At 69.0% G+C, this 19,521-nt stretch carries 14 protein-coding genes; 3 read left to right on the forward strand and 11 right to left on the reverse strand.

Annotation, left to right across the window (positions count from 1 at the left end; genetic code table 11):
• The first annotated feature begins 169 nt into the window (after positions 1–169).
• From VDQ83_RS00920 to VDQ83_RS00930, 3 genes are all read left to right on the forward strand, one after another.
• Positions 170–1,417 (forward strand): efflux RND transporter periplasmic adaptor subunit, encoded by a 1,248-nt coding sequence (locus tag VDQ83_RS00920; RefSeq protein ID WP_455433530.1) that lies wholly within the window; start codon positions 170–172, stop codon positions 1,415–1,417.
• Positions 1,418–1,558: 141 nt separating this feature from the next.
• A complete protein-coding gene (locus VDQ83_RS00925; protein WP_455433531.1) occupies positions 1,559–4,783 on the forward strand; it encodes an efflux RND transporter permease subunit in 3,225 nt (1,074 codons plus the stop codon).
• A 139-nt stretch (positions 4,784–4,922) separates the two neighbouring features.
• Positions 4,923–8,054, forward strand: a complete 3,132-nt coding sequence (locus VDQ83_RS00930) for an efflux RND transporter permease subunit (RefSeq protein WP_263395991.1) — start codon at positions 4,923–4,925, stop codon at positions 8,052–8,054.
• A 239-nt stretch (positions 8,055–8,293) separates the two neighbouring features.
• On the opposite strand, the gene hglS is transcribed toward VDQ83_RS00930, so the two are convergent.
• From hglS to VDQ83_RS00985, 11 genes are all read right to left on the reverse strand, one after another.
• Positions 8,294–9,655, reverse strand: coding sequence for a 2-oxoadipate dioxygenase/decarboxylase HglS (gene hglS, locus VDQ83_RS00935; protein ID WP_455433532.1), 1,362 nt, complete (start codon positions 9,653–9,655; stop codon positions 8,294–8,296).
• 537 nt (positions 9,656–10,192) lie between these two features.
• A complete protein-coding gene (locus VDQ83_RS00940) occupies positions 10,193–10,735 on the reverse strand; it encodes a hypothetical protein (protein WP_455433533.1) in 543 nt (180 codons plus the stop codon).
• Positions 10,736–11,366: 631 nt separating this feature from the next.
• Positions 11,367–12,134: an HAD family hydrolase gene (locus VDQ83_RS00945; protein WP_263395994.1), complete on the reverse strand. Its 768-nt coding sequence runs from the start codon at positions 12,132–12,134 to the stop codon at positions 11,367–11,369.
• A 22-nt stretch (positions 12,135–12,156) separates the two neighbouring features.
• A complete protein-coding gene (locus VDQ83_RS00950; RefSeq protein WP_455433667.1) occupies positions 12,157–12,537 on the reverse strand; it encodes an EF-hand domain-containing protein in 381 nt (126 codons plus the stop codon).
• A 288-nt stretch (positions 12,538–12,825) separates the two neighbouring features.
• A complete protein-coding gene (locus tag VDQ83_RS00955) occupies positions 12,826–13,182 on the reverse strand; it encodes an EF-hand domain-containing protein (RefSeq protein ID WP_263395996.1) in 357 nt (118 codons plus the stop codon).
• A 225-nt stretch (positions 13,183–13,407) separates the two neighbouring features.
• Positions 13,408–13,797 carry a hypothetical protein gene (locus VDQ83_RS00960; protein ID WP_455433534.1) on the reverse strand — a complete coding sequence of 130 codons (390 nt, stop codon included), beginning with the start codon at positions 13,795–13,797 and terminating at the stop codon, positions 13,408–13,410.
• Between the two features lie 200 nt (positions 13,798–13,997).
• Entirely contained in the window at positions 13,998–14,195 is a 198-nt protein-coding gene (locus tag VDQ83_RS00965) for a CPXCG motif-containing cysteine-rich protein (RefSeq protein ID WP_309913299.1), read from the reverse strand.
• A gap of 30 nt (positions 14,196–14,225) precedes the next feature.
• A complete protein-coding gene (locus tag VDQ83_RS00970) occupies positions 14,226–14,897 on the reverse strand; it encodes a M15 family metallopeptidase (protein WP_455433668.1) in 672 nt (223 codons plus the stop codon).
• A 312-nt stretch (positions 14,898–15,209) separates the two neighbouring features.
• A complete protein-coding gene (locus tag VDQ83_RS00975) occupies positions 15,210–16,589 on the reverse strand; it encodes a VgrG-related protein (protein WP_455433535.1) in 1,380 nt (459 codons plus the stop codon).
• A gap of 50 nt (positions 16,590–16,639) precedes the next feature.
• Positions 16,640–17,197, reverse strand: a complete 558-nt coding sequence (locus VDQ83_RS00980; protein ID WP_455433536.1) for a lysozyme inhibitor LprI family protein — start codon at positions 17,195–17,197, stop codon at positions 16,640–16,642.
• 351 nt (positions 17,198–17,548) lie between these two features.
• Complete coding sequence (locus VDQ83_RS00985) at positions 17,549–19,513, reverse strand: XVIPCD domain-containing protein (protein WP_455433537.1); 1,965 nt, start codon at positions 19,511–19,513, stop codon at positions 17,549–17,551.
• Positions 19,514–19,521: the final 8 nt, after the last annotated feature.

The raw sequence follows: 19,521 nt of genomic DNA on the forward strand, positions 1-19,521 counted from the left end.
GAGACCGCACCGGTGCGTTGCCGTTGCCAGTGCCCGTTGCCGCCGATGGGCGCCCCCATCCCTTCAGTCATGGTCCAATCGCGGTGCGCCAGCGATATGCTGCACCGCTCGTCGCACCAGCCACTGCGGGAGGGTCCCCCACCCCGCCTCGCCACAGGAGTTCCCCCGGATGTCGCGTTTCTGGAAGATTGCGCTGCTGATCGTCGCAGCGGTGCTCGTCGTGGCCGTGGGCGCGCATTTCCTGCGCGGCGGCACTGGCCAGGGTGAGGGCCGGGGTGGTGCGGGCATGGCCGGCGATGGCGACGACGCCGCGCCGGTCCCGGTCACCGTGGTCGCCGCCAGCAGCCAGGCGGTGCCGATCTACGCCACCGCCAACGGCACGGTGACCGCGCTCAACACGGTCACCATCAACCCGCAGGTCGGCGGCCAGCTGATGAGCCTGAACTTCCGCGAAGGCCAGGAAGTGAAGAAGGGCGACCTGCTGGCGCAGATCGACCCGCGCTCGCTGCAGGCCAGCTACGACCAGGCCGCGGCCAGCAAGCGCCAGAACCAGGCGCTGCTGGCGACCGCCCGCTCCACCTTCCAGCGCTCCGATTCGCCGGCCTACCGCCAGTACGTGGCCAAGACCGACCTGGACACGCAGCGCAACCAGGTGGCGCAGTACGAGGCGGCGGTGTCCGCCAACGACGCGGCGATGCGCGCGGCGCAGGTGCAGCTGCAGTACACCCGCATCCTGTCCCCGATCGACGGCATCACCGGCCTGCGCGGCGTGGACGTGGGCAACATCGTCAGCACCAGCAGCAGCATCGTCACCATCACCCAGATCCATCCGATCTACGTGGTGTTCAACCTTGCCGAGCGCGAGCTGCAGGGCCTGCGCGAGGCGCAGGCGGCCGGACCGTTGACGGTGGCGGCGCTGGACCGCACCGACGCGCATGTGATCGCCGGCGACGGCCGCGTCGACGTGGTCGACAACCAGATCAGCAGCGACACCGGCACCTTCAAGGTCCGCGCCGAGTTCCCCAACGGCAACAACGCGCTGTGGCCGGGCCAGTTCGTCAACGTGCGGCTGACCCTGCGCACGCTGGCCAACGGTGTGGTGGTGCCGACCCAGGCGGTGCAGCGCGGCCCGGACGGCGACTACGTGTACGTGGTGCAGGGCGACAACACGGTCAAGATGCAGACGGTCAAGCAGGGCGTGGAAGTGGGCGACAGCCAGGTGCAGCTGGTGCAGGGCCTGAAGGCCGGCGAGCGGGTGGTCACCGAAGGCCAGTTCCGGCTGAAGCCGGGCGCCAAGGTCACCGCGCTGAAGCCGGGCCAGGCGCCGCCGCAGCCGACCGAGGCCGAGCTGAAGGCGGCCGAACACAAGCAGCAACGCAAGGACGGCGGCGGCCGTCGCGGCGGCGGACCGCGCTGAGCCACGGCGCGGGGCCTGGCGCCCCGCGTCAGCTTGCGCGCACGCACACCGCGCGGCTGCACCGCCGCCGCAGGCAGCGCGCGCCGCGCACCCGCCGCAGATCGACCCGCTCCCTCCCGACTTCCGAGCAAGGACACCCCCGTGGGCTTTTCGACGATCTTCATCCGCCGCCCGATCGCCACCACCTTGCTGATGGCCGGCGTGCTGCTGCTCGGCATCCTCGGCTACCGGCAGCTGCCGGTGTCGGCGCTGCCGGAGATCGACGCGCCCAGCCTGGTGGTGACCACCCAGTACCCCGGCGCCAACGCCAGCACCATGGCCTCGCTGGTGACCACGCCGCTGGAGCGGCAGCTGGGGCAGATTTCCGGCCTGCAGATGATGACTTCGGACTCGTCGGCGGGCCTGTCCACGATCATCCTGCAGTTCGCGATGGACCGCGACATCGACATCGCCGCGCAGGACGTGCAGGCGGCGATCCGCCAGTCCACCCTGCCCTCGTCGTTGCCCTACCAGCCGGTCTACAACCGGGTGAACCCGGCCGACGCGGCGATCCTCACCCTCAAGCTCAGTTCCGACACGCTGCCGCTGCGCGAGGTCAACAACTACGCCGACTCGATCCTGGCGCAACGCCTGTCGCAGGTGCCCGGCGTGGGCCTGGTGTCGATCGCCGGCAACGTGCGCCCGGCGGTGCGCATCCAGGTCAACCCGGCGCAGCTGTCGAACATGGGCCTGACCATGGAGGCGCTGCGCAGCGCGCTGACCGAGACCAACGTCAACGCGCCGAAGGGCTCGCTCAACGGCAAGACCCAGTCCTACAGCATCGGTACCAACGACCAGCTGTCCAGCGCCGCCGACTACCGCGACACCATCATCAGCTACACGAACGGTGCGCCGGTGCGGCTGTCGGACGTGGCGCAGGTGGTGGACGGGGTGGAGAACGACCAGCTCGCCGCCTGGGCCGACGGCAAGCCGGCGGTGCTGCTGGAAGTGCGCCGCCAGCCCGGCGCCAACATCGTGCAGACGGTGGAGCAGATCCGCGCGATCCTGCCGCAGCTGCAGGCGGTGCTGCCCAGCGGCGTGCACCTGGACGTGTTCTCCGACCGCACCGAAACCATCCGCGCCTCGGTGCACGAGGTCAAGTTCACCCTGATCCTGACCATCGGCCTGGTGGTGGCGGTGATCTTCGTGTTCCTGCGCCGGTTGTGGGCCACGATCATCCCGTCGGTGGCGGTGCCGCTGTCGCTGGCCGGCACCTTCGCGGTGATGGCCTTCGCCGGCATGTCGCTGGACAACCTGTCGCTGATGGCGCTGGTGGTCGCCACCGGCTTCGTGGTCGACGATGCGATCGTGATGATCGAGAACATCGTGCGCTACATCGAGCAGGGCAAGAGCGGGCGCGAGGCGGCGGAGATCGGCGCCAAGCAGATCGGCTTCACCGTGCTGTCGCTGACCGTGTCGCTGGTGGCGGTGTTCCTGCCGCTGCTGCTGATGCCGGGCGTCACCGGGCGCCTGTTCCACGAGTTCGCCTGGGTGCTGTCGATCGCGGTGGTGATCTCGATGCTGGTGTCGCTGACGCTGACGCCGATGATGTGCGCCTACCTGCTCAAGCCCGACGCGCTGCCCGAAGGCGAGGACGCGCACGAGCGCGCGGCCGCGGCCGGCAAGACCACCGTGTGGACGCGCACCGTGACGCTGTACGAGCGCACCCTGGACTGGGTGCTCGGGCACCAGCCGCTGACCCTGATGATCGCGCTGGCGACGATGGTGCTGACCGTGGTGCTGTACGTGGTGATCCCCAAGGGCCTGCTGCCCGAGCAGGACACCGGGCTGATCACCGGCGTGGTCCAGGCCGACCAGAACGTGGCCTTCCCGCAGATGCAGCAGCGCACTCAGGCGGTGGCCGAGGCGCTGCGCCGCGATCCGGCGGTGACCGGCGTGGCCGCGTTCATCGGCGCCGGCTCGATGAACCCCACCCTCAACCAGGGCCAGCTGAGCATCGTGCTGAAGACCCGCGGCGACCGCGACAGCCTGGACGAGGTGCTGCCGCGGCTGCAGAAAGCCGTGGCCGGGCTGCCGGGCGTGGCGCTGTACCTGAAGCCGGTGCAGGACGTGACCCTGGACACGCGCGTGGCCGCGACCGAATACCAGTATTCGCTGTCGGACGTGGACAGCGCCGAGCTGGCGACCCAGGCCGCACGCCTGACCGAGGCGCTGCGCAAGCGCCCGGAACTGGCCGACGTGGACAACAACCTGGCCAACCAGGGCCGCGCGCTGGAACTGACCGTGGACCGCGACAAGGCCAGCGCGCTCGGCGTGCCGATGCAGACCATCGACGACACCTTGTACGACGCCTTCGGCCAGCGCCAGATCTCCACCATTTTCACCCAGCTCAATCAGTACCGCGTGGTGCTGGAAGTGGCGCCGCAGTTCCGCACCAGCACCGCACTGCTGCAGCAGCTGGCGGTCGCCAGCAACGGCAGCGGCGCGCTGACCGCCAGCAACGCCACCAACTTCGGCCAGACCACCTCCAGCAACTCGTCCACCGCCACCGGCATCGGCAACCAGAACACCGGCATCGCCGTCGGCAGCGGCGGCACCGTGCCGCTGTCCGCACTGGCCGAGGCCAAGCTCACCACCACCCCGCTGGTGGTCAGCCACCAGCAGCAGCTGCCGGCGGTGACGGTGTCGTTCAACCTGGCGCCGGGCTATTCGCTGTCGCAGGCGGTGGCGGCGATCGAGGAGACCAACGCGCAGCTGCAGCTGCCGCCGCAGCTGCATGCCGAGTTCATCGGCAAGGCCGCCGAATTCACCGGCAGCCAGACCGACATCGTGTGGCTGCTGCTGGCCTCGGTGGTGCTGATCTACATCGTGCTCGGCGTGCTCTACGAGAGCTACATCCATCCGCTGACGATCATCTCCACGCTGCCGCCGGCCGGCGTCGGCGCGCTGCTGGCGCTGATGCTGTGCGGGCTGAGCCTGTCGGTGGACGGCATCGTCGGCATCGTGCTGCTGATCGGCATCGTCAAGAAGAACGCGATCATGATGATCGACTTCGCGATCGACGCACGCCGCGAAGGCGCCAACGCCCACGACGCGATCCGCCGCGCCTGCCTGCTGCGCTTCCGCCCGATCATGATGACCACCGCCGCGGCGATGCTGGGCGCGCTGCCGCTGGCGCTGGGCGACGGCATCGGCTCGGAACTGCGGCGCCCGCTGGGCATCGCCATCGTCGGCGGCCTGCTGCTGTCGCAGCTGGTCACGCTGTACACCACACCGGTGATCTACCTGTACATGGAGCGCGCATCGGAGCGGCTGCGGGCGTATCGGGAGCGGCGGGCGGTGGCGGCAGCGGGGCGGCCGGCATGAGGATGGTCGTTGCTACCGCCGCCGCCATCGGGACCGGGGACCGGGGACCGGGGACCCGGAAAAGCGCGCTATCGCGATCCGAGGCTCTACCGACTTCCGTTCTTCGGGTCCCTGGTCCCCGGTCCCCGGTCCCGACAGAATGAACCTCTCCGCCCCCTTCATCCGCCGCCCGATCGGCACCGCGCTGATGGCCATCGGCCTGTTCGTGATCGGCATGATGTGCTACCTGCGCCTGGGCGTGGCGGCGTTGCCGAACATCTCCATCCCGGTGATCTTCGTGCAGGCCAGCCAGGCCGGCGCCGACGCCTCGACCATGGCCGCCACGGTCACCGCGCCGCTGGAACGGCACCTGGGCCAGCTGCCTGGCATCGACACCATGCGCTCCTCCAGTTCGGAGGGGAACAGCCAGGTGTTCATGGTGTTCCAGAACGACCGCAACATCGATTCGGCCGCGCAGGACGTGCAGACCGCGATCAACGCCGCGCAGGCCGACCTGCCCTCGGGCCTGTCCACGCCGCGCTACCAGAAGGCCAATCCCAACGACGATCCGGTCATTGCCATCGCGCTGACCTCGGACACGCAGTCGGCCGACGAGCTGTACAACGTCGCCGACTCGCTGCTGGCGCAGCGCCTGCGCCAGATCAGCGGCGTGGCCTCGGTCGACATCGGCGGCGCCTCCACCCCGGCGGTGCGGGTGGACGTGAACCTGCGCGCGCTCAACGCGATGGGGCTGACCCCGGACGACCTGCGCAATGCGGTGCGCGCGGCCAACGTGACCTCGCCCACCGGCTTCCTCAGCGACGGCAGCTCCACCACCGCGATCGTGGCCAACGACTCGGTGGCCAAGGCCGCCGACTTCGGCCAGTTGGTGATCTCGCAGCAGGAGGGCCGCACCGTGCGCCTGCGCGACGTGGCCAACGTCTACGACGGCCAGCAGGACGCCTACCAGGCCGCCTGGTTCGGCGGCAGGCCGGCGGTGGTGATGTACGTGTTCACCCGCGCCGGCGCCAACATCGTGGAGACGGTGGACCGGGTCAAGGCGCAGATCCCGATGCTGCGCGGCTACCTGCAGCCGGGCACCAGGATGTCCGCCTACTTCGACCGCACGCCGACCATCCGCGCCTCGTTGAACGAAGTCCAGGCCACGCTGCTGATCAGCCTGGCGATGGTGGTGCTGACCATGGCGCTGTTCCTGCGCCGGCTGGCGCCGACGCTGATCGCCGCGGCCACCGTGCCGCTGTCGCTGGCCGGCGCGGCGCTGGCGATGTACGTGATGGGGTTTACCCTCAACAACCTGAGCCTGCTGGCGCTGGTGATCGCGATCGGCTTCGTCGTCGACGACGCGATCGTGGTGATCGAGAACATCATGCGCCACCTCGACGAGGGCATGTCGCGGCTGGACGCGGCGCTGGCCGGCGCGCGCGAGATCGGCTTCACCATCGTCTCGATCACCGCCTCGCTGGTGGCGGTGTTCATCCCGCTCCTGTTCGCCAGCGGCATGATCGGCGCGTTCTTCCGCGAGTTCACCGTGACCCTGGTCGCGGCGATCTGCGTCTCGGCGGTGGTCTCGCTGACCCTGACCCCGGCGCTGTGCAGCCGCTTCCTGTCCGCGCACGCCGAACCGGAACGGCCGAGCCGCTTCGGCGCCTGGCTGGACCGCGTGCACGCCGGCATGCTGCGCGTGTACACCCGCGCGCTGGACTTCTCGCTGCGCCACGCGCTGCTGCTGGCGCTGACCCCGCTGCTGCTGATCGCCGCCACGGTGTTCCTGGCCGGCGCGGTGAAGAAGGGCTCGTTTCCCGCGCAGGACACCGGCCTGATCTGGGGCCGCGCCAGTTCCAGCGCCACCGTGTCCTTCGCCGACATGGTCAATCGACAGCGCCGCATCACCGACATGCTGATGTCCGATCCGGCGGTGAAGATCGTCGGCGCGCGCCTGGGCAGCGGCCGCCAGGGTTCCAGCGCCAGCTTCAACATCGAACTCAAGACCCGCGACGAGGGCCGCACCGAGACCACTGCGCAGGTGCTGTCGCGGCTCAGCGCCAAGGCCGACCGCTACCCGGACCTGCAGTTGCGCCTGCGCGCGATCCAGGACCTGCCCAGCGACGGCGGCGGCGGTACCAGCCAGGGCGCGCAGTACCGCGTCTCGCTGCAGGGCAACGACAACGCGCAATTGCAGGAGTGGCTGCCCAAGCTGCAGGCGGCGCTGAAGCAGAACCCGAAGCTGCGTGATGTCGGCACCGACGTGGATACCGCCGGCCTGCGCCAGAACATCGTCATCAACCGTGCCCAGGCCGCGCGCCTGGGCGTGTCGATCGGCGCGATCGACGGTGCGCTGTACGGCGCGTTCGGCCAGCGCCAGATCTCCACGATCTATTCGGACCTCAACCAATACAGCGTGGTGGTCAACGCGCTGCCCGAGCAGACCGCCACGCCGGCGGCGCTGGACCGGATCTACGTGCCCACGCGCAGCGGCGCGATGGTGCCGCTGACCGCGGTGGCGCACCAGGTGCCGGGCCTGGCGCCGCCGCAGATCACCCATCAGAACCAGTACACGACGATGGACCTGAGCTACAACCTGGCACCCGGGGTGAGCACCGGCGAAGGCGACGCGATCATCAAGGCCACCGTCGACGGCCTGCGCATGCCCGGCGACATCCGCATCGCCGACGGCGGCGGCTTCGGCGTGCAGTTGCAGCCGAACTCGATGCTGGTCCTGGTGCTGGCGGCGATCGTGGTGGTCTACATCGTGCTGGGCATGCTCTACGAGAGCCTGGTGCATCCGGTGACGATCCTGTCCACGCTGCCGGCCGCGGGCATGGGCGCGCTGCTGGCGCTGTGGGTCACCAACACCGAACTGTCGGTGATCTCGATGATCGCGCTGGTGCTGCTGATCGGCATCGTCAAGAAGAACGCGATCATGATGATCGACTTCGCCGTGGTCGCCGAGCGCGAGCACGGCAAGTCGCCACTGGACGCGGTGCGCGAGGCCTGCGTGGTGCGCTTCCGCCCGATCATGATGACCACGATGGTGGCGATCCTGGCCGCGGTGCCGCTGGCGGTCGGGCTAGGCGAAGGCTCGGAGCTGCGCCGCCCGCTGGGCATCGCGATGATCGGCGGGTTGTTGATCTCGCAGAGCCTGACCCTGCTCAGCACGCCGGCGCTGTACGTGATCTTCTCCTGCCTGCGCGAACGCTGGCGGGCGCGCCGCGCCCGGCGCCGTGCACGACGCCTGACGCGTGCGGCGGGGCAACCGGCCGCATCGCATTAGTCGCCGCGAGGTATGGGCGCGGCGCTTGCGCCGTACCCTCACCCCAACCCCTCTCCCAATGGGAGAGGGGCTAGGTTGCGCCCCTTCTCCCCTCGGGATCACGGCCCCCTTTTCGGGGGAAGGTGCCCCGTAGGGGCGGATGAGGGTACGGGCGAAGCCTCGTGTACCCAAACCCAGCGAGACGCTTCGCGCCGTACCCTCACCCCAACCCCTCTCCCAATGGGAGAGGGACTTTGTGCTTAGCTCTGCAAGGCGTCCAGCGAGGCGCGCTCGATGCCGGCGTAGATCGCGAACTCGTCGTGCACTGCGGCGCCCAGGGCCTGTTCGAATGCGGCGCGGTTGGCGTGCGCGGCATAGGCGCGCTGCTCGCCGCCGCCGAGGTTGGACTGGAAGATGCCCGCGGCGCTGACCGGCAGGAAGTCCTCGTAGACGATCGGGTCGGCGCTGGCCAGGCCGTCGCCGATCAGCGCTTCGGCGGGCTTGCCGGCCAACGCCGCGGCGCCGGCGGCGCGGCCGGCATCGGTCAGCGCGTAGCGGAAATAGCCCAGGCCTTCGCGGCGCAGCGTGGCGTAATCGTCGGGAAAATCGGCGAACGCGGCCTGCAGCCGCGCCGCGTAGTCGCCGCCGGCGCTGCCATCGGCGGCGCGGGCGCGCTCCAGCAGGGCGTCGTACAGCGCGCGGCCCTTCGCGGTCAGGGCCAGCCCGCGCTGTTCGATCTCGCCGAAGCGCGCGGTGTGGGTGCCGGCCTCGGCGGCGCCATCGCCAGCCGGGAAGCGCACCGTTTCCTCCAGCGCCTTGAAGCTGGTCTGGCGCAACAGGATCGGGCAGCGCCGCCGCGGCGGGCCCTCGATCACCGCCTTGGCGTCGATGCCCCGGCGCAGCATCTCCGCCTGCGCCGCATCGATGTCCAGCGTGCGCGGGGTCAGGTGGTTGATGTGCGGGCCGTGGAAACTGACCACGTCGGCGATCAGCTTGTGCGCATCGCTCAGCGCGCGATAGGTCGGCAGCGGCACGGTCGCGTCGCCATGCCAGCGGAAGGTCTCCAGCGCCTCGGCGACGAAGCGCTGCGCATCGGCCTCGCCCAGGCCGCCGTCGCGCTCGCAGCGTTCGATCAGCTGCAACGCGGCATCGGTGAAGATGCGCCGCTGCGCGAGGATCTGCGCCGCCTGCGTGCGCAGCGCCGGATCCTCGATCAGTTCCAGCCGCAGCAACGAGGTGAACACGCGGAACGGGTTGCGCGCCAGCGCCGCCGCGTCGAGCGGACGGAATGCGGTGGAATGCACCGGCACGCCGGCCACCGACAGGTCGTAGTAACCGACCGGATGCATGCCCATCACCGCGAACAGCCGCCGCAGCGTGGCCAGTTCCTCCGCGCTGCCGACACGGATCGCGCCATGCCGTTCCTGGTCCAGCCGCGCGCGCTCGTCGTTGCGCTGCAATTGCGCGTCCAGCGCCGGGTCGGCGGCCAGGGTCGCCGCGTTGACCTGCGCCACCAGTTCCATCAGCGCGCCGTACAACGGCACCTCGGCGCGGTACATGTCGGACATGGCCTGCGCGAACAGGCTGCGGATGGCATCGGGCGAAACGAAGGCAGTGGTCATCGGGCGGTCCGGAGCGACGGTAGCGCCGGACACGGGTCCGGCAGAGCGCCTATTCTCGCGCCGCGGCGACGGCGCGGCCAGTCATGCGGGAGATTGAAGCCATGCGTGCAGCATCCAGGGCGGACTTCGGCGCTTGACCGCACCGAAGTCCAGGAGAGGTACCGGATCGGGAAAAATCGGGCCGGAGAGGGCGAACGCGGAGCGTGCCCGGCGCGCAAGTCCAGGCAGGTGCCGGACGGGAAAACTCAGGCCGGGGTGGTATCGGAGCAAGACAGCATCTTCCGCCCGGCCATGACCGCTCACAGACCGGCTGCGACACCCCTGTGGGAGCGACTTCAGTCGCGACGAGCGAAGCAACAAGTTCGCGGGATTCCATGCCATTCGGGCATCTGTTCGGCCAGGTGTGTGTGCCGAAATCGCCGCGTCGCGACTGAAGTCGCTCCCACAAGGGATTTCGCTGGTTGCGTGCGCGCTGCGAAGGCATTGCGCGACGGTTCGCGTCACCGGCCATCAGGGCGCTCCCTGCGGCGTCGCCGCCTACTGCGCCGCCGCCTGATCGCGCTGCGCGCGATCGCCGAGTTGGCGGCGCAGCAGCGCGTCCAGCACGATCGGGCGGTCCCAGTGGTCGTAGCTGGCGACGATGGCGTGGCGCAGCGTGCGGTAGGTCAGCGAGCCCGGCTCGACCTGCAGCGCGCGCGCCACGTCGGCCCAGTTCGCTGCCGGGCCGGCGGCCGTCCGCGTACGCACCACCTCGCGGTACGGCACCCCCGCGGCCTTGGCCAGGAAGCCGGCAAAATAGATGTCGCGCGGCGGCCAGCGGCGCTCGCGCAGCAGCGCCTCGGCGTAGCCGCGCGGCAGCTGCGCATAGCGCGCGACCTCGTCGAGAAAGCTGTCCTGGTAGCGCGCGGCGTAGCGGTCGATGTCCAGCAACTGCCGGTCGATCCAGGCGTCGCCGCTGCCGGGCGCGGCGGCAGCCGGGGCGGTGGCGCTCGGTGCCGGCGCGTCCTGGGCCACGGCGACGCCGGCCATGCATAGCGCCAGCGGCAGGATCAGACAGGCGGAGCGCAGGCGGGACGGCATGCGCCGATTCTGCCGGATGCCGGCATCGCTGTCAGGGTTTTGGGGGCGTCATGGAAGCCGCCACATCCGTCAATCTGGTGCAGCGCGCGGCTGGCGCCAGCCCAAGAGCGGCTTGAATGGAAGATCGACGCCGACGGTGCGAGGCCACTACAACGAGAAGGAGTTGCAGCTGACGGTCCGACACCGCTGCCAGGCACCGAACCCGCCATGGACGTCGTCGTGCCTGCCAATCCGGCGGAACGCTTGGCTGGCGCGCGGCGCAAGATCGCCCTGGAGGGAAAATCGACGCCGACAGCGCAGCGCCGTTGCGGCAAGAACAAACTGGACCGGCGGTCAGGCCAGCGCGGTTCCCGAGCCTGCTGGCCAACCGTTCGATCGGCATTGCGGCGGATGTGGCGACCCAGTTCTACACCCTGCTCGACGAAGCGGCGCAGGCCGCCTACCACAGCCCAAGACGCTGCATTCGATGCCGCGCGAGTCGGACGGCAGCACCTGCTTCTTCGCGCTACCTGCTGACCGCGACCAACAGCGCTAGCCGCGCAAGCGAGTGCTAGCCCCCATCGCGCCGCTGCCGTCGACGACGCAGCAATCGGCAGCGACACGGCACCGGGGACCGCTGCTGCGACCGCTCTCACGCCAGCGGCAACGCTCCCTGAGCAGCCGCATGCCGGTTCAGGTCGGCCACTGCCTGCGGCCAGTCCGCGGCCAGGGCCACCTCGCGCAGGCGTGGCTCATCGGCGGACAACCCATGCTCAGCCTCGTGCGCCCAGGTGGTGGCATAGGGCGTGTGGATGCCCCAGCCGCCGAGCGCGATCACCGGCTCCACGTCCGAGCGCAGCGAATTGCCGATCATCACGAAGCGCTCGGCGCCGATGCCGAATTCGGCCAGCACCTTGGCGTAGGTGGTCGGGTCCTTCTCCGAGACGATCTCGATGCGCGGGAACAGCGCGCCAAGCCCGGACTGCGCGATCTTCGCTTCCTGATGGAACAGATCGCCCTTGGTGATCAGCACCACCTCGAAATCGGCGGCGATCGCGGCCACCGCCTCGCGCACGCCGGCGATCACCTCCACCGGATGCTGCAGCGTGGCACGGCCGATCTCGACGATGCGCTGCACATCGCGTGCGGAAATGCGCGCCTCGGTCAGCTCGATCGCCGCTTCGATCATCGACAGGGTCATGCCCTTAGCGCCGTACCCGAACACCTTCAGGTTGCGCCGCTCCACCGTCAGCAGATGCTGCAGCGTGCCAGCGTCGCGCAGGTCCAGGTACTGGCCGAGGATGGCTTCGAACGCGGCTTCGGCGTCGCGGTAGTAGTCCTCGCTCTTCCACAGGGTGTCGTCGCCGTCGAAGCCGACCAGGGCGATGGCGGAGGAGCGCAGAGCGGTAGGCGTAGGCATCGCGAAAGCATAGCAGCGCGGCTCATTGCGCTACAGGGTCGCCGGGGCCGGGCTGGTAATGCGCGTACTCCTCGCGCGACAGCGCGCCGTCGGCATCGGCGTCGAACGTGTCGAAGGTCTCGCGCAGGACCGGGTCCGCCGCGGCTTCGGCGCGGCCGATACGGCCGTCGCGGTCCAGGTCCAGCGCGGCGAAACTGCGCGCGCCGGCGGCGGCGCCTGCATCGCTGGCAGGCGCAGGCGGCACCGGCAGGGTCGAGGCTGGCGGTGCGGGCAACGGCGGCAGCGGTGCCGGCGTCGGAACGGACGCAGGCGTCGGGACCGGCAGCGGTAGCACCGGCGCGGCCGGGTCCTGCTGCGCCGCAGCCACGCCGGCGGCGGCGAGACTTATAAACAACAGCGCCAGGCATAGGCGCAGCGAACGGCGGAACAGGGCCATGGCAGCCTAGGCGGTCGGCGGACCGCTACCCTACACCTTGTGCCGTACCGCGGCTGATGGGCGCGCTGTTCCGTGTCCTGGCAAGGTGCGCACAGCAGAAGGGCGGCACCCAGGCCGCCCTTCCTCACGCATGTTCCTCATGCATGCGCCTTGCTTGGAACTGCGCGGCGACGGTGGTCGCCGCAGCCACCCGCCGCAGCCGGCACGCGCCCTCGTCATGCGCGTGCCGTCGTCAGCGCGTTGCCGGATGACGCGTTACTTGCCGTCGCTGCCGGCTGCGCCGCCCTGCTGCTTGGCGACATAAGCCTTGTATTCGTCGGGCGTCAGCTTGTCGTTGTGGTCCGCATCGGCCTGCGAAAAGATCTGGCTGAGACCTGCGTTGACCTGCGCCTCCTGCTTGCTGATGGCGCCATCGCTGTCGGTATCCACGTCCGCCCAGGTCTGGCCGCCGCCCGAGGCGCCGGACTGTGCGGACTGGCCGGTCGCGCTGGTGGGCGACTGCGCCTGGGTGGCGGCATCGCTCTGCGCATCCTGGGCGAAGGCCGGCAGGGCCAGTGCGGCGGCGAGAATGGCGGCGGTACCGATCAGCGGCGTGCGGTTGCGAATGTTCATGGGTGGTCTCCTTTGCTCTCTCGGTTGTGGCATGCCCGGTCGAATCCGGTGCATGGCCACACCGTGCCGGTGCCAGGCTGAATCCATTCCCCTGCGAAAAATCGCAGGCAACGCTTCGTTAACCACTGCGCCGAACACACGCGCTACTCGCTTGGTTAGCGGTCGGTGAGCATGCGGTAAGCCGTTCGTTCGAGCCGTTTGCAAACTGGAAAAAAAGCGTGTTTTTCACACGATTTCGTGGTCGCCATCGCCGGATTTTTCGCTTGAACGCGAACTGAACGCGACCCAGCCGGCGGCCACGCCCGCGAGCGCCCCGGACACTTCCAGCACCACGCGGGTGCCCAGTTCGTTCGGATCGTGGATGCTGGCCAGCGCCAGCCGCGCGTACAACGGCGACTCCAGGCGCACGATGCCGGTGTAGAACAGGTTCCAGCAATCGATCCCGGCGGACGCGACGACCGCGATCAGGCACGACCAGCCCAGCGCATGGCCGTCGGTCCACTGCAGCCAGCGGCACAGGCGATGCCACAGTGCATAGATCAGGAACCCGAGCGCGAGCGCGATCAGCCCGGCTTCGAGCGAGCCCAGCAGGCCGAAGTGCAGCGGCAGGTTCATTGCGGTGCTTCCAGTGGTCGAGAGCGCCAGTCTAGGCGGTGTCGCTTGCGATGTGCGGGAACGATGCGACGTGACCCGGCCAGCGCGTGGACGCATCGGGTCTGTACATGGACATTGGACCAATGGAGCCGACGCCCGCGCTGCCGTCTTTCTCCCTGCAGCGCTTACAGGCCCGGCAGCGCCTGGATCGAACGCGCTAGCTAGCCATCGTTCTCGGCGCTGGCGCTCACCATCGGCGCGCCGTCCTCGTCCCAGCGCACCGTCACCAGCATCGGCCGGCAACAGACCTGGCAATCCTCCACGTACTGCTGCGCCTCGACCGACGGGTCCAGGGCCAGGTCGATCCATTCGCCGCAATACGGGCATTGCAGGTCGATGAAGCTTTGCATGCCGGACATGATCTTGGCCTGTGCAGCGAAACGGGACGCCTAGCGTACCGGCACGTCGTAGGCGGTGCCGGGGCTGGGCTCGGGCTGGAAGGTGTAGTGCCACCATTCCAGCGGATAGTTGACGAAGCCCTGCGCCGCCATCGCGCGCAGCAGGCGCTGGCGGTTCGCGCGCTGTGCGGCATCGATGCCGGGCGCGTCGGTATGCGCGGACGGATCGAAGAAGTCGAAGCCGGTGCCCATGTCCAGCGGCGCGCACTGGCCGCTGCGGCAGTCGAGCAGGCCCAGGTCGACGGTGGCGCCGCGGCTGTGGCCGGAGCTTTGGGCGATGTAGTCGCCGAGCAGCACCCACTTGTCCAGGTGTGGGTAGTAGCGCGCCTTGCCGCTCTGGTCGCCGAGGTCGCCGGCCCAGGCCACGAAGGCGCGTACCGAGCGATGCGGCCGGTAGCAGTCGAACACCTGCAGCCGGTAGCCCTCGGCGTGCATCGCCTGCTGCACCCGCGCCAGCGCCTGCGCGACCGGGGCCAGCAGGTAGCACTTCGGCGCGTTGTAGCCGGGCACCGGGCGGCCGGTGAAGTTGTCGTGGCCGGCATAGCGGATGTCCAGCGCGATCTGCGGCGCGACGTCGTGCACGTCCACCAGTCCGGCCTGCGCGGGCGTGGTCGCCGGCGACAGGACTGGAGCGGCCGCCGCATTCATCGCCGCGCTCGCCATGACGACGGCGTACGCGCCGAACAACGCGGACATGCAGCGTCGCGCAGGCGGCACCGAAGGGATGCGACACGGCAGGAAACGTGAAGTGGTGGCGGCGCGGTGCGGCATCCGCGCAGCATAGGCCATCGCCGCGCAGGGCGGTCGGCATGCGCCGTGGATTCGAGAGGGCGCGCGCCAGTCGCTGTGGCGGCTGGCACGCGGTGCGCGTCGGCAGGCAACAGAGGTCGCGATCGACCCGGTGCCCGCGAGCGAGCCGACACCGGCGGCCGTCCGACATTCCTGTCGGCGGCCGCCGGTGCCGGGCGACGCAGATCAGCGCGTCGGCGAGGGCGTGGACTGCGACTGAGTGCGCTGCTGGTCCTGCGTCTGCTCCTGCGCCTGGCGCTGGGTCTCGGCCGCCAACTGCTGCTGGCTCTGCTCCAGCGGCACCGCCGCGGCCTGTTGCCGGTCCACGTAGGCGCGGTTCACGTCGTGCGGATTGTTCGGGTTGCGCTCCACCGCGATCATGCCCTTGCCGTCGGTGCTGTGCACCAGGTCGTCGATGCGCGACATGCCGCTCAGCTTGGCCTCGAACGCCACCTGCCCGGCCGCGCGCTGCATCTCCTCACGGCTGCCGAAACCGCCATTCGGTCCCTGCTTCTCCATCTGCTTGACCGCTTGGTCGAACATCGGATTGTCGCGGCGCAACTGCTCCACGCCCTGTTGCTGTTGCAGGTTCTTGTCGATGGAGGCGAGCGTTTCCGGGCCCGCCTTGCCGTCCACGCCCTTGAGCCGGTGGTCCTGCTGGAATTTCTCCACCGCCGCCTCGGTCTTCGGACCGTAGGTGCCGATGGCGTCCTTCGCGTCCAGGTACCCGAGCTTGGACAGCTTTTCCTGCATGTCCTTCACCGCGGCGCCCTGCTCGTTGCGCTTGAGCACGCCGTCGCCGTTGTCGGCATGCGGGCTGTTGCCGCCGTGGGACTTGTCCGGCTGCGACGGCCGCTCATGCTTGGCCGGCTGCTCGCCGGTCCGGGTGACCGTCTTGTCCTGGTCCGCCAGCTTGAGCAGGTCGGCCTTTTCGTTCTCGGCGCGGTTCTGCAGCGAATCCAGGGTTCTCTGCCTCTCCACCTTTGGGAACAGTCCCTTGACGTGGTCGGCCTTGTAATCCTGCACCGCGCCGACGATGTCCTTGTCCGAGAGCTTGGACAGGTCGTAGTCCTTGCCGAACTTCTCTTCCAGTCCATTCAGGAACACGCCCGAGCCGCCCGGCTTCTTGTCGCTGCCGGGACCGTACTGAACCGCCGTGCTCCACAGCGCATCCTGCACCGCCGGACCGCGGTCGGACAGGTCCACGCCCTTGTCCTGCAACCGGTCGACCAGCCTGTCGTAGTGCGTGCGCTTGATGTAGTCGTGCTGCTCCTGCGCGAAGGTGTCATCGGTCCTGGCGAGGTCTTTCCACTTTGCGCTGAACTCGGCCGAGCCGGGCTTCAGGCCGGCGAAGTCATCGGCGTACTTGCTGTCCTTGACGAAGGCCGCGACGGTGCCGCCCACGATGACGGTGCCTTCCTTGGTCTTGACCTGCGAGGTCATCTGGTAGGAACCGTAGGACACGCCGCCGGGATCGTCGATGCCCGAAGACACCGTGCTCGCCCCGCGGCCGCCGGTCTCGTAGTGCTTGGAGGTCTGCCCCAGTTCCCAATCCTTGTCGCTCATCGTCCATCTCCTTGTCTAAAAAGTTGCATTGCAAAAAACCACTGAAGGAATCAGCGCGCTTCCAGTTCGTCCGCGCGCTTGGCCGTCATGTCCAGACGGCATTCGGCGGCGTCCACGCGCCCCGCCTGCCCGCTGTCGGGATCGTAGAAACACCGTTCGTCGCGATCGGCGACCCACTTGCGCTGCTGCTCGCGCAGCGCGTTCTTTTCCGCATCGCCCAGCTTGGCCATCAGCGCCTTGTAGACGGTGTTCAGGCGGCCATCCTGGTATTGGTATTCGGTATCGATGCAATCCTGCATCGTCGGCGTCACACCTGCGGCGGCGCTGATGCATGCGTCATAGGAAGGTCGCAGCACGACGGTCTCTCCTGAAGGTTTCGCTGGTGCGGCGGCGGCATCCGCCTGGGTGGACGTCGCGCTCGCCGCTTGCGGATCGGCCGCGGGCGCATCGCCTGCGGGCGCCGCCGGTGCGGTTGCCGGCGCACTGGCGGCGGGTGCCGACGCAGAAGCCGATGCCGGCGCCGGCGCGGAAGATCCGCCGTTGCACGCAGCGGTCAGGCCGCAGAGCGCCAGCACGCAGGAAACATGAAAAATCTTGACGATGGCCACTGTCGGAATTCGCCTTGTGGTGATGCGGATGAGGGAGGGCAGTTCTAAACGATCGTCGAAACCATGTCCAACGCGGCGTCGCGTTGCGACGTCACGCGACGCGATGTTCGAACGACGTCACGATGCTGCAGGCAGCGCGAAGATCGGTGGAGCGTCTTGCATCGGACGTCCACTTCAACCTCGCGCTTCGCCGCAAGCGCGCAGCAACCCTAGTCGCTGACGCAGGCGTTGCCTGGCAGGCCACCATGCGGCTTGCAGCACGCTCGCCGGCGGCCAGCGCGATCGGCAACCGCAGCGGCCTCGGCTGCCGCCCGACACTGCTGTCGGCGGCAGCCGCTGCCGGCGTGCGGATCAGCGCGTCGGCGACTGCGTCTGGGTACGCTGGTCCTGGGCCTGCTGCTCCTGCGCCTGCCGCTGGGTCTCGGCCACCAATTGCTGCTGGCTCTGTTCCAGCGGCACCGTCGCGGCATGCTGCTTGTCCACGTAGGCGCGGTTCACGTCGTGCGGATTGTTCGGGTTGCGCTCCACCGCGATCAGGCCCTTGCCGTCGGTGCTGTGCACCACGTCGTCGATGCGCGACATGCCGCCGACCTTGGCCTCGAACGCCACCTGCCCGGCCGCGCGCTGCAGTTCCTCGCGGCTGTTGAAACCGCCGTTCGGCCCCTGCTTCTGCAGTTTCTCCAGCGCCTGGGTGAACAGCGGATTGTCGGCGCGCTGCGCCTCGGCGGCCGCCGGGTTGAGCTTGGCCTCCTTGCCCTGCGCCTGCAGCTTGCTCAGCGCATCGAGCGTGACCTTGTCGGCGATGCCGGTCGGCTCGATGCCCTTCTCGCGCTGCAGGTTGGCCACCACTTCCTTGGTCTTGTCGCCGTAGTAGCCGGTGCCGGTCAGCAGCTTGCCGCTGTTGTCCTTGATCCCGAGCTCGATCAGGCCCTGCTGCATCGCCTTCACGTCGGGACCCTGCTCGCCCGGCTTCAGCCCGGTTCGCGCATCGCCGCCCTGGTGCTGCGACTGGGTCTGCTGCTTGTCCTGCAGCAGGTCGCGCGCCTTGGCCAGCGGGTCGGACGCGAATAGCTTGGCGTTCTTGTGGCCGGCCAGGTAATCGTCCAGCGGCATGGTGTTCACGCCCTTGCTGCCGCTGGACTGGCTGACCTGCAGTTCGCCGCTCTTCGGGTCGCGCACCACCATCAGGATGTGGTCGATACCCTTCCAGTGCTCGTGCTTGGTGTTGCCGGCATCCACGCCGATCACCATGCCTTCCTTCAGCGCGCCCGGCTTGAACACGTCCTGGCCCTGCAGCAGCACGCCGGAATTGTCGAACGCTTTCTTGACGATGCCGCCAGAGCCGTTCATGCCCTGCGCCAGCATGTCCTGGCGGCCGAAGACGGTGTGGCCGGCCTTCTGGTTGATCTCGCGCATCGTGGCGTTCTGCAGCTCGGACACCCATCCGGAGCAATCGATGTAGCCCTGCTCCAGGTGCTTGCCGTCCGCGCCGGGGTGGTAGAGCTTGTGGCCCTTGATGTTGATCGCGTACTGCACGTCGTCGTACTTGATGCCCATCGCGTGCGCGGCAGTGAGCTGGATGCCGCCGTCGCCCTGCTGCTTGGCGGTGGCCGGCGTGGTCTGCGCGGCAGCCTGCGGCGTCTGCGCGCGCTGCTCGGCGTGCTGGCCCGGCGTGGCCTGGGCCTGGCCTTCGGCGACCGGCTTGATGCCCTTTTCCGGGATCGCGATGTGGTCGAACTTGGTGTCCCAGTACTTCAGGAAGGTCTTGGCCATGTCCTGGTCGGACATCTTCTTGAACTCGGCCAGCGAGGCACCGGTATAGGCCTCGAACTGCTTGGCGCCGGCCGCATCCTTCTCGCGCGGTACGTTGTTGAGGATGTTCGAGCGCGTGTCTTCGCGCGCGAAGTTGCCGGTGGCGACCGCGGCCTGGATCGAACGGTAGCCGCCGGCGCCCTGCTGGTGCGCCATGTACATGTCCAGGCCATCGGGCTGCGGCTTGCCGGACAGGTACGGGCGGTGGTCGCGGTCGTGCTGGCGGGTCAGCGAATGCTGGTTGTCCTGGTACAGGCGCGCCGCGGCGTCGGTGTTGGCGACCGCATCCAGTTCGCGGCCGCTGATCCCGTAGGCCGCTGCGGTGCCGGGGGTGAACTGGAACAGGCCCTTGGCGCTGTTCGGGCCGCGGCTGGCCTGCTCGTCGAACCTGCCGCCGGTTTCGATATAGGCGAAACGCATGAAATCGTCGACCGGAATGTGGCGTTCCTTGGCCTCACGCTCGATGATGTCGAGGTTCTCGGCCTTCGTGTAATCGCGTGCCATCTCGTGTT

It is taken from the genome of Xanthomonas sp. WHRI 7945 (genome assembly GCF_035026585.1).

Coding starts and splice junctions, on each gene's coding strand:
- VDQ83_RS00985 (WP_455433537.1), bottom strand. CDS start 19,513: ATGGCACGCGATTACACGAAGGCCGAGAACCTCGACATCATCGAGCGT.
- hglS (WP_455433532.1), bottom strand. CDS start 9,655: ATGACCACTGCCTTCGTTTCGCCCGATGCCATCCGCAGCCTGTTCGCG.
- VDQ83_RS00940 (WP_455433533.1), bottom strand. CDS start 10,735: ATGCCGTCCCGCCTGCGCTCCGCCTGTCTGATCCTGCCGCTGGCGCTA.
- VDQ83_RS00920 (WP_455433530.1), top strand. CDS start 170: ATGTCGCGTTTCTGGAAGATTGCGCTGCTGATCGTCGCAGCGGTGCTC.
- VDQ83_RS00930 (WP_263395991.1), top strand. CDS start 4,923: ATGAACCTCTCCGCCCCCTTCATCCGCCGCCCGATCGGCACCGCGCTG.
- VDQ83_RS00965 (WP_309913299.1), bottom strand. CDS start 14,195: ATGTCCGGCATGCAAAGCTTCATCGACCTGCAATGCCCGTATTGCGGC.
- VDQ83_RS00970 (WP_455433668.1), bottom strand. CDS start 14,897: ATGGCGAGCGCGGCGATGAATGCGGCGGCCGCTCCAGTCCTGTCGCCG.
- VDQ83_RS00945 (WP_263395994.1), bottom strand. CDS start 12,134: ATGCCTACGCCTACCGCTCTGCGCTCCTCCGCCATCGCCCTGGTCGGC.
- VDQ83_RS00975 (WP_455433535.1), bottom strand. CDS start 16,589: ATGAGCGACAAGGATTGGGAACTGGGGCAGACCTCCAAGCACTACGAG.
- VDQ83_RS00960 (WP_455433534.1), bottom strand. CDS start 13,797: ATGAACCTGCCGCTGCACTTCGGCCTGCTGGGCTCGCTCGAAGCCGGG.
- VDQ83_RS00955 (WP_263395996.1), bottom strand. CDS start 13,182: ATGAACATTCGCAACCGCACGCCGCTGATCGGTACCGCCGCCATTCTC.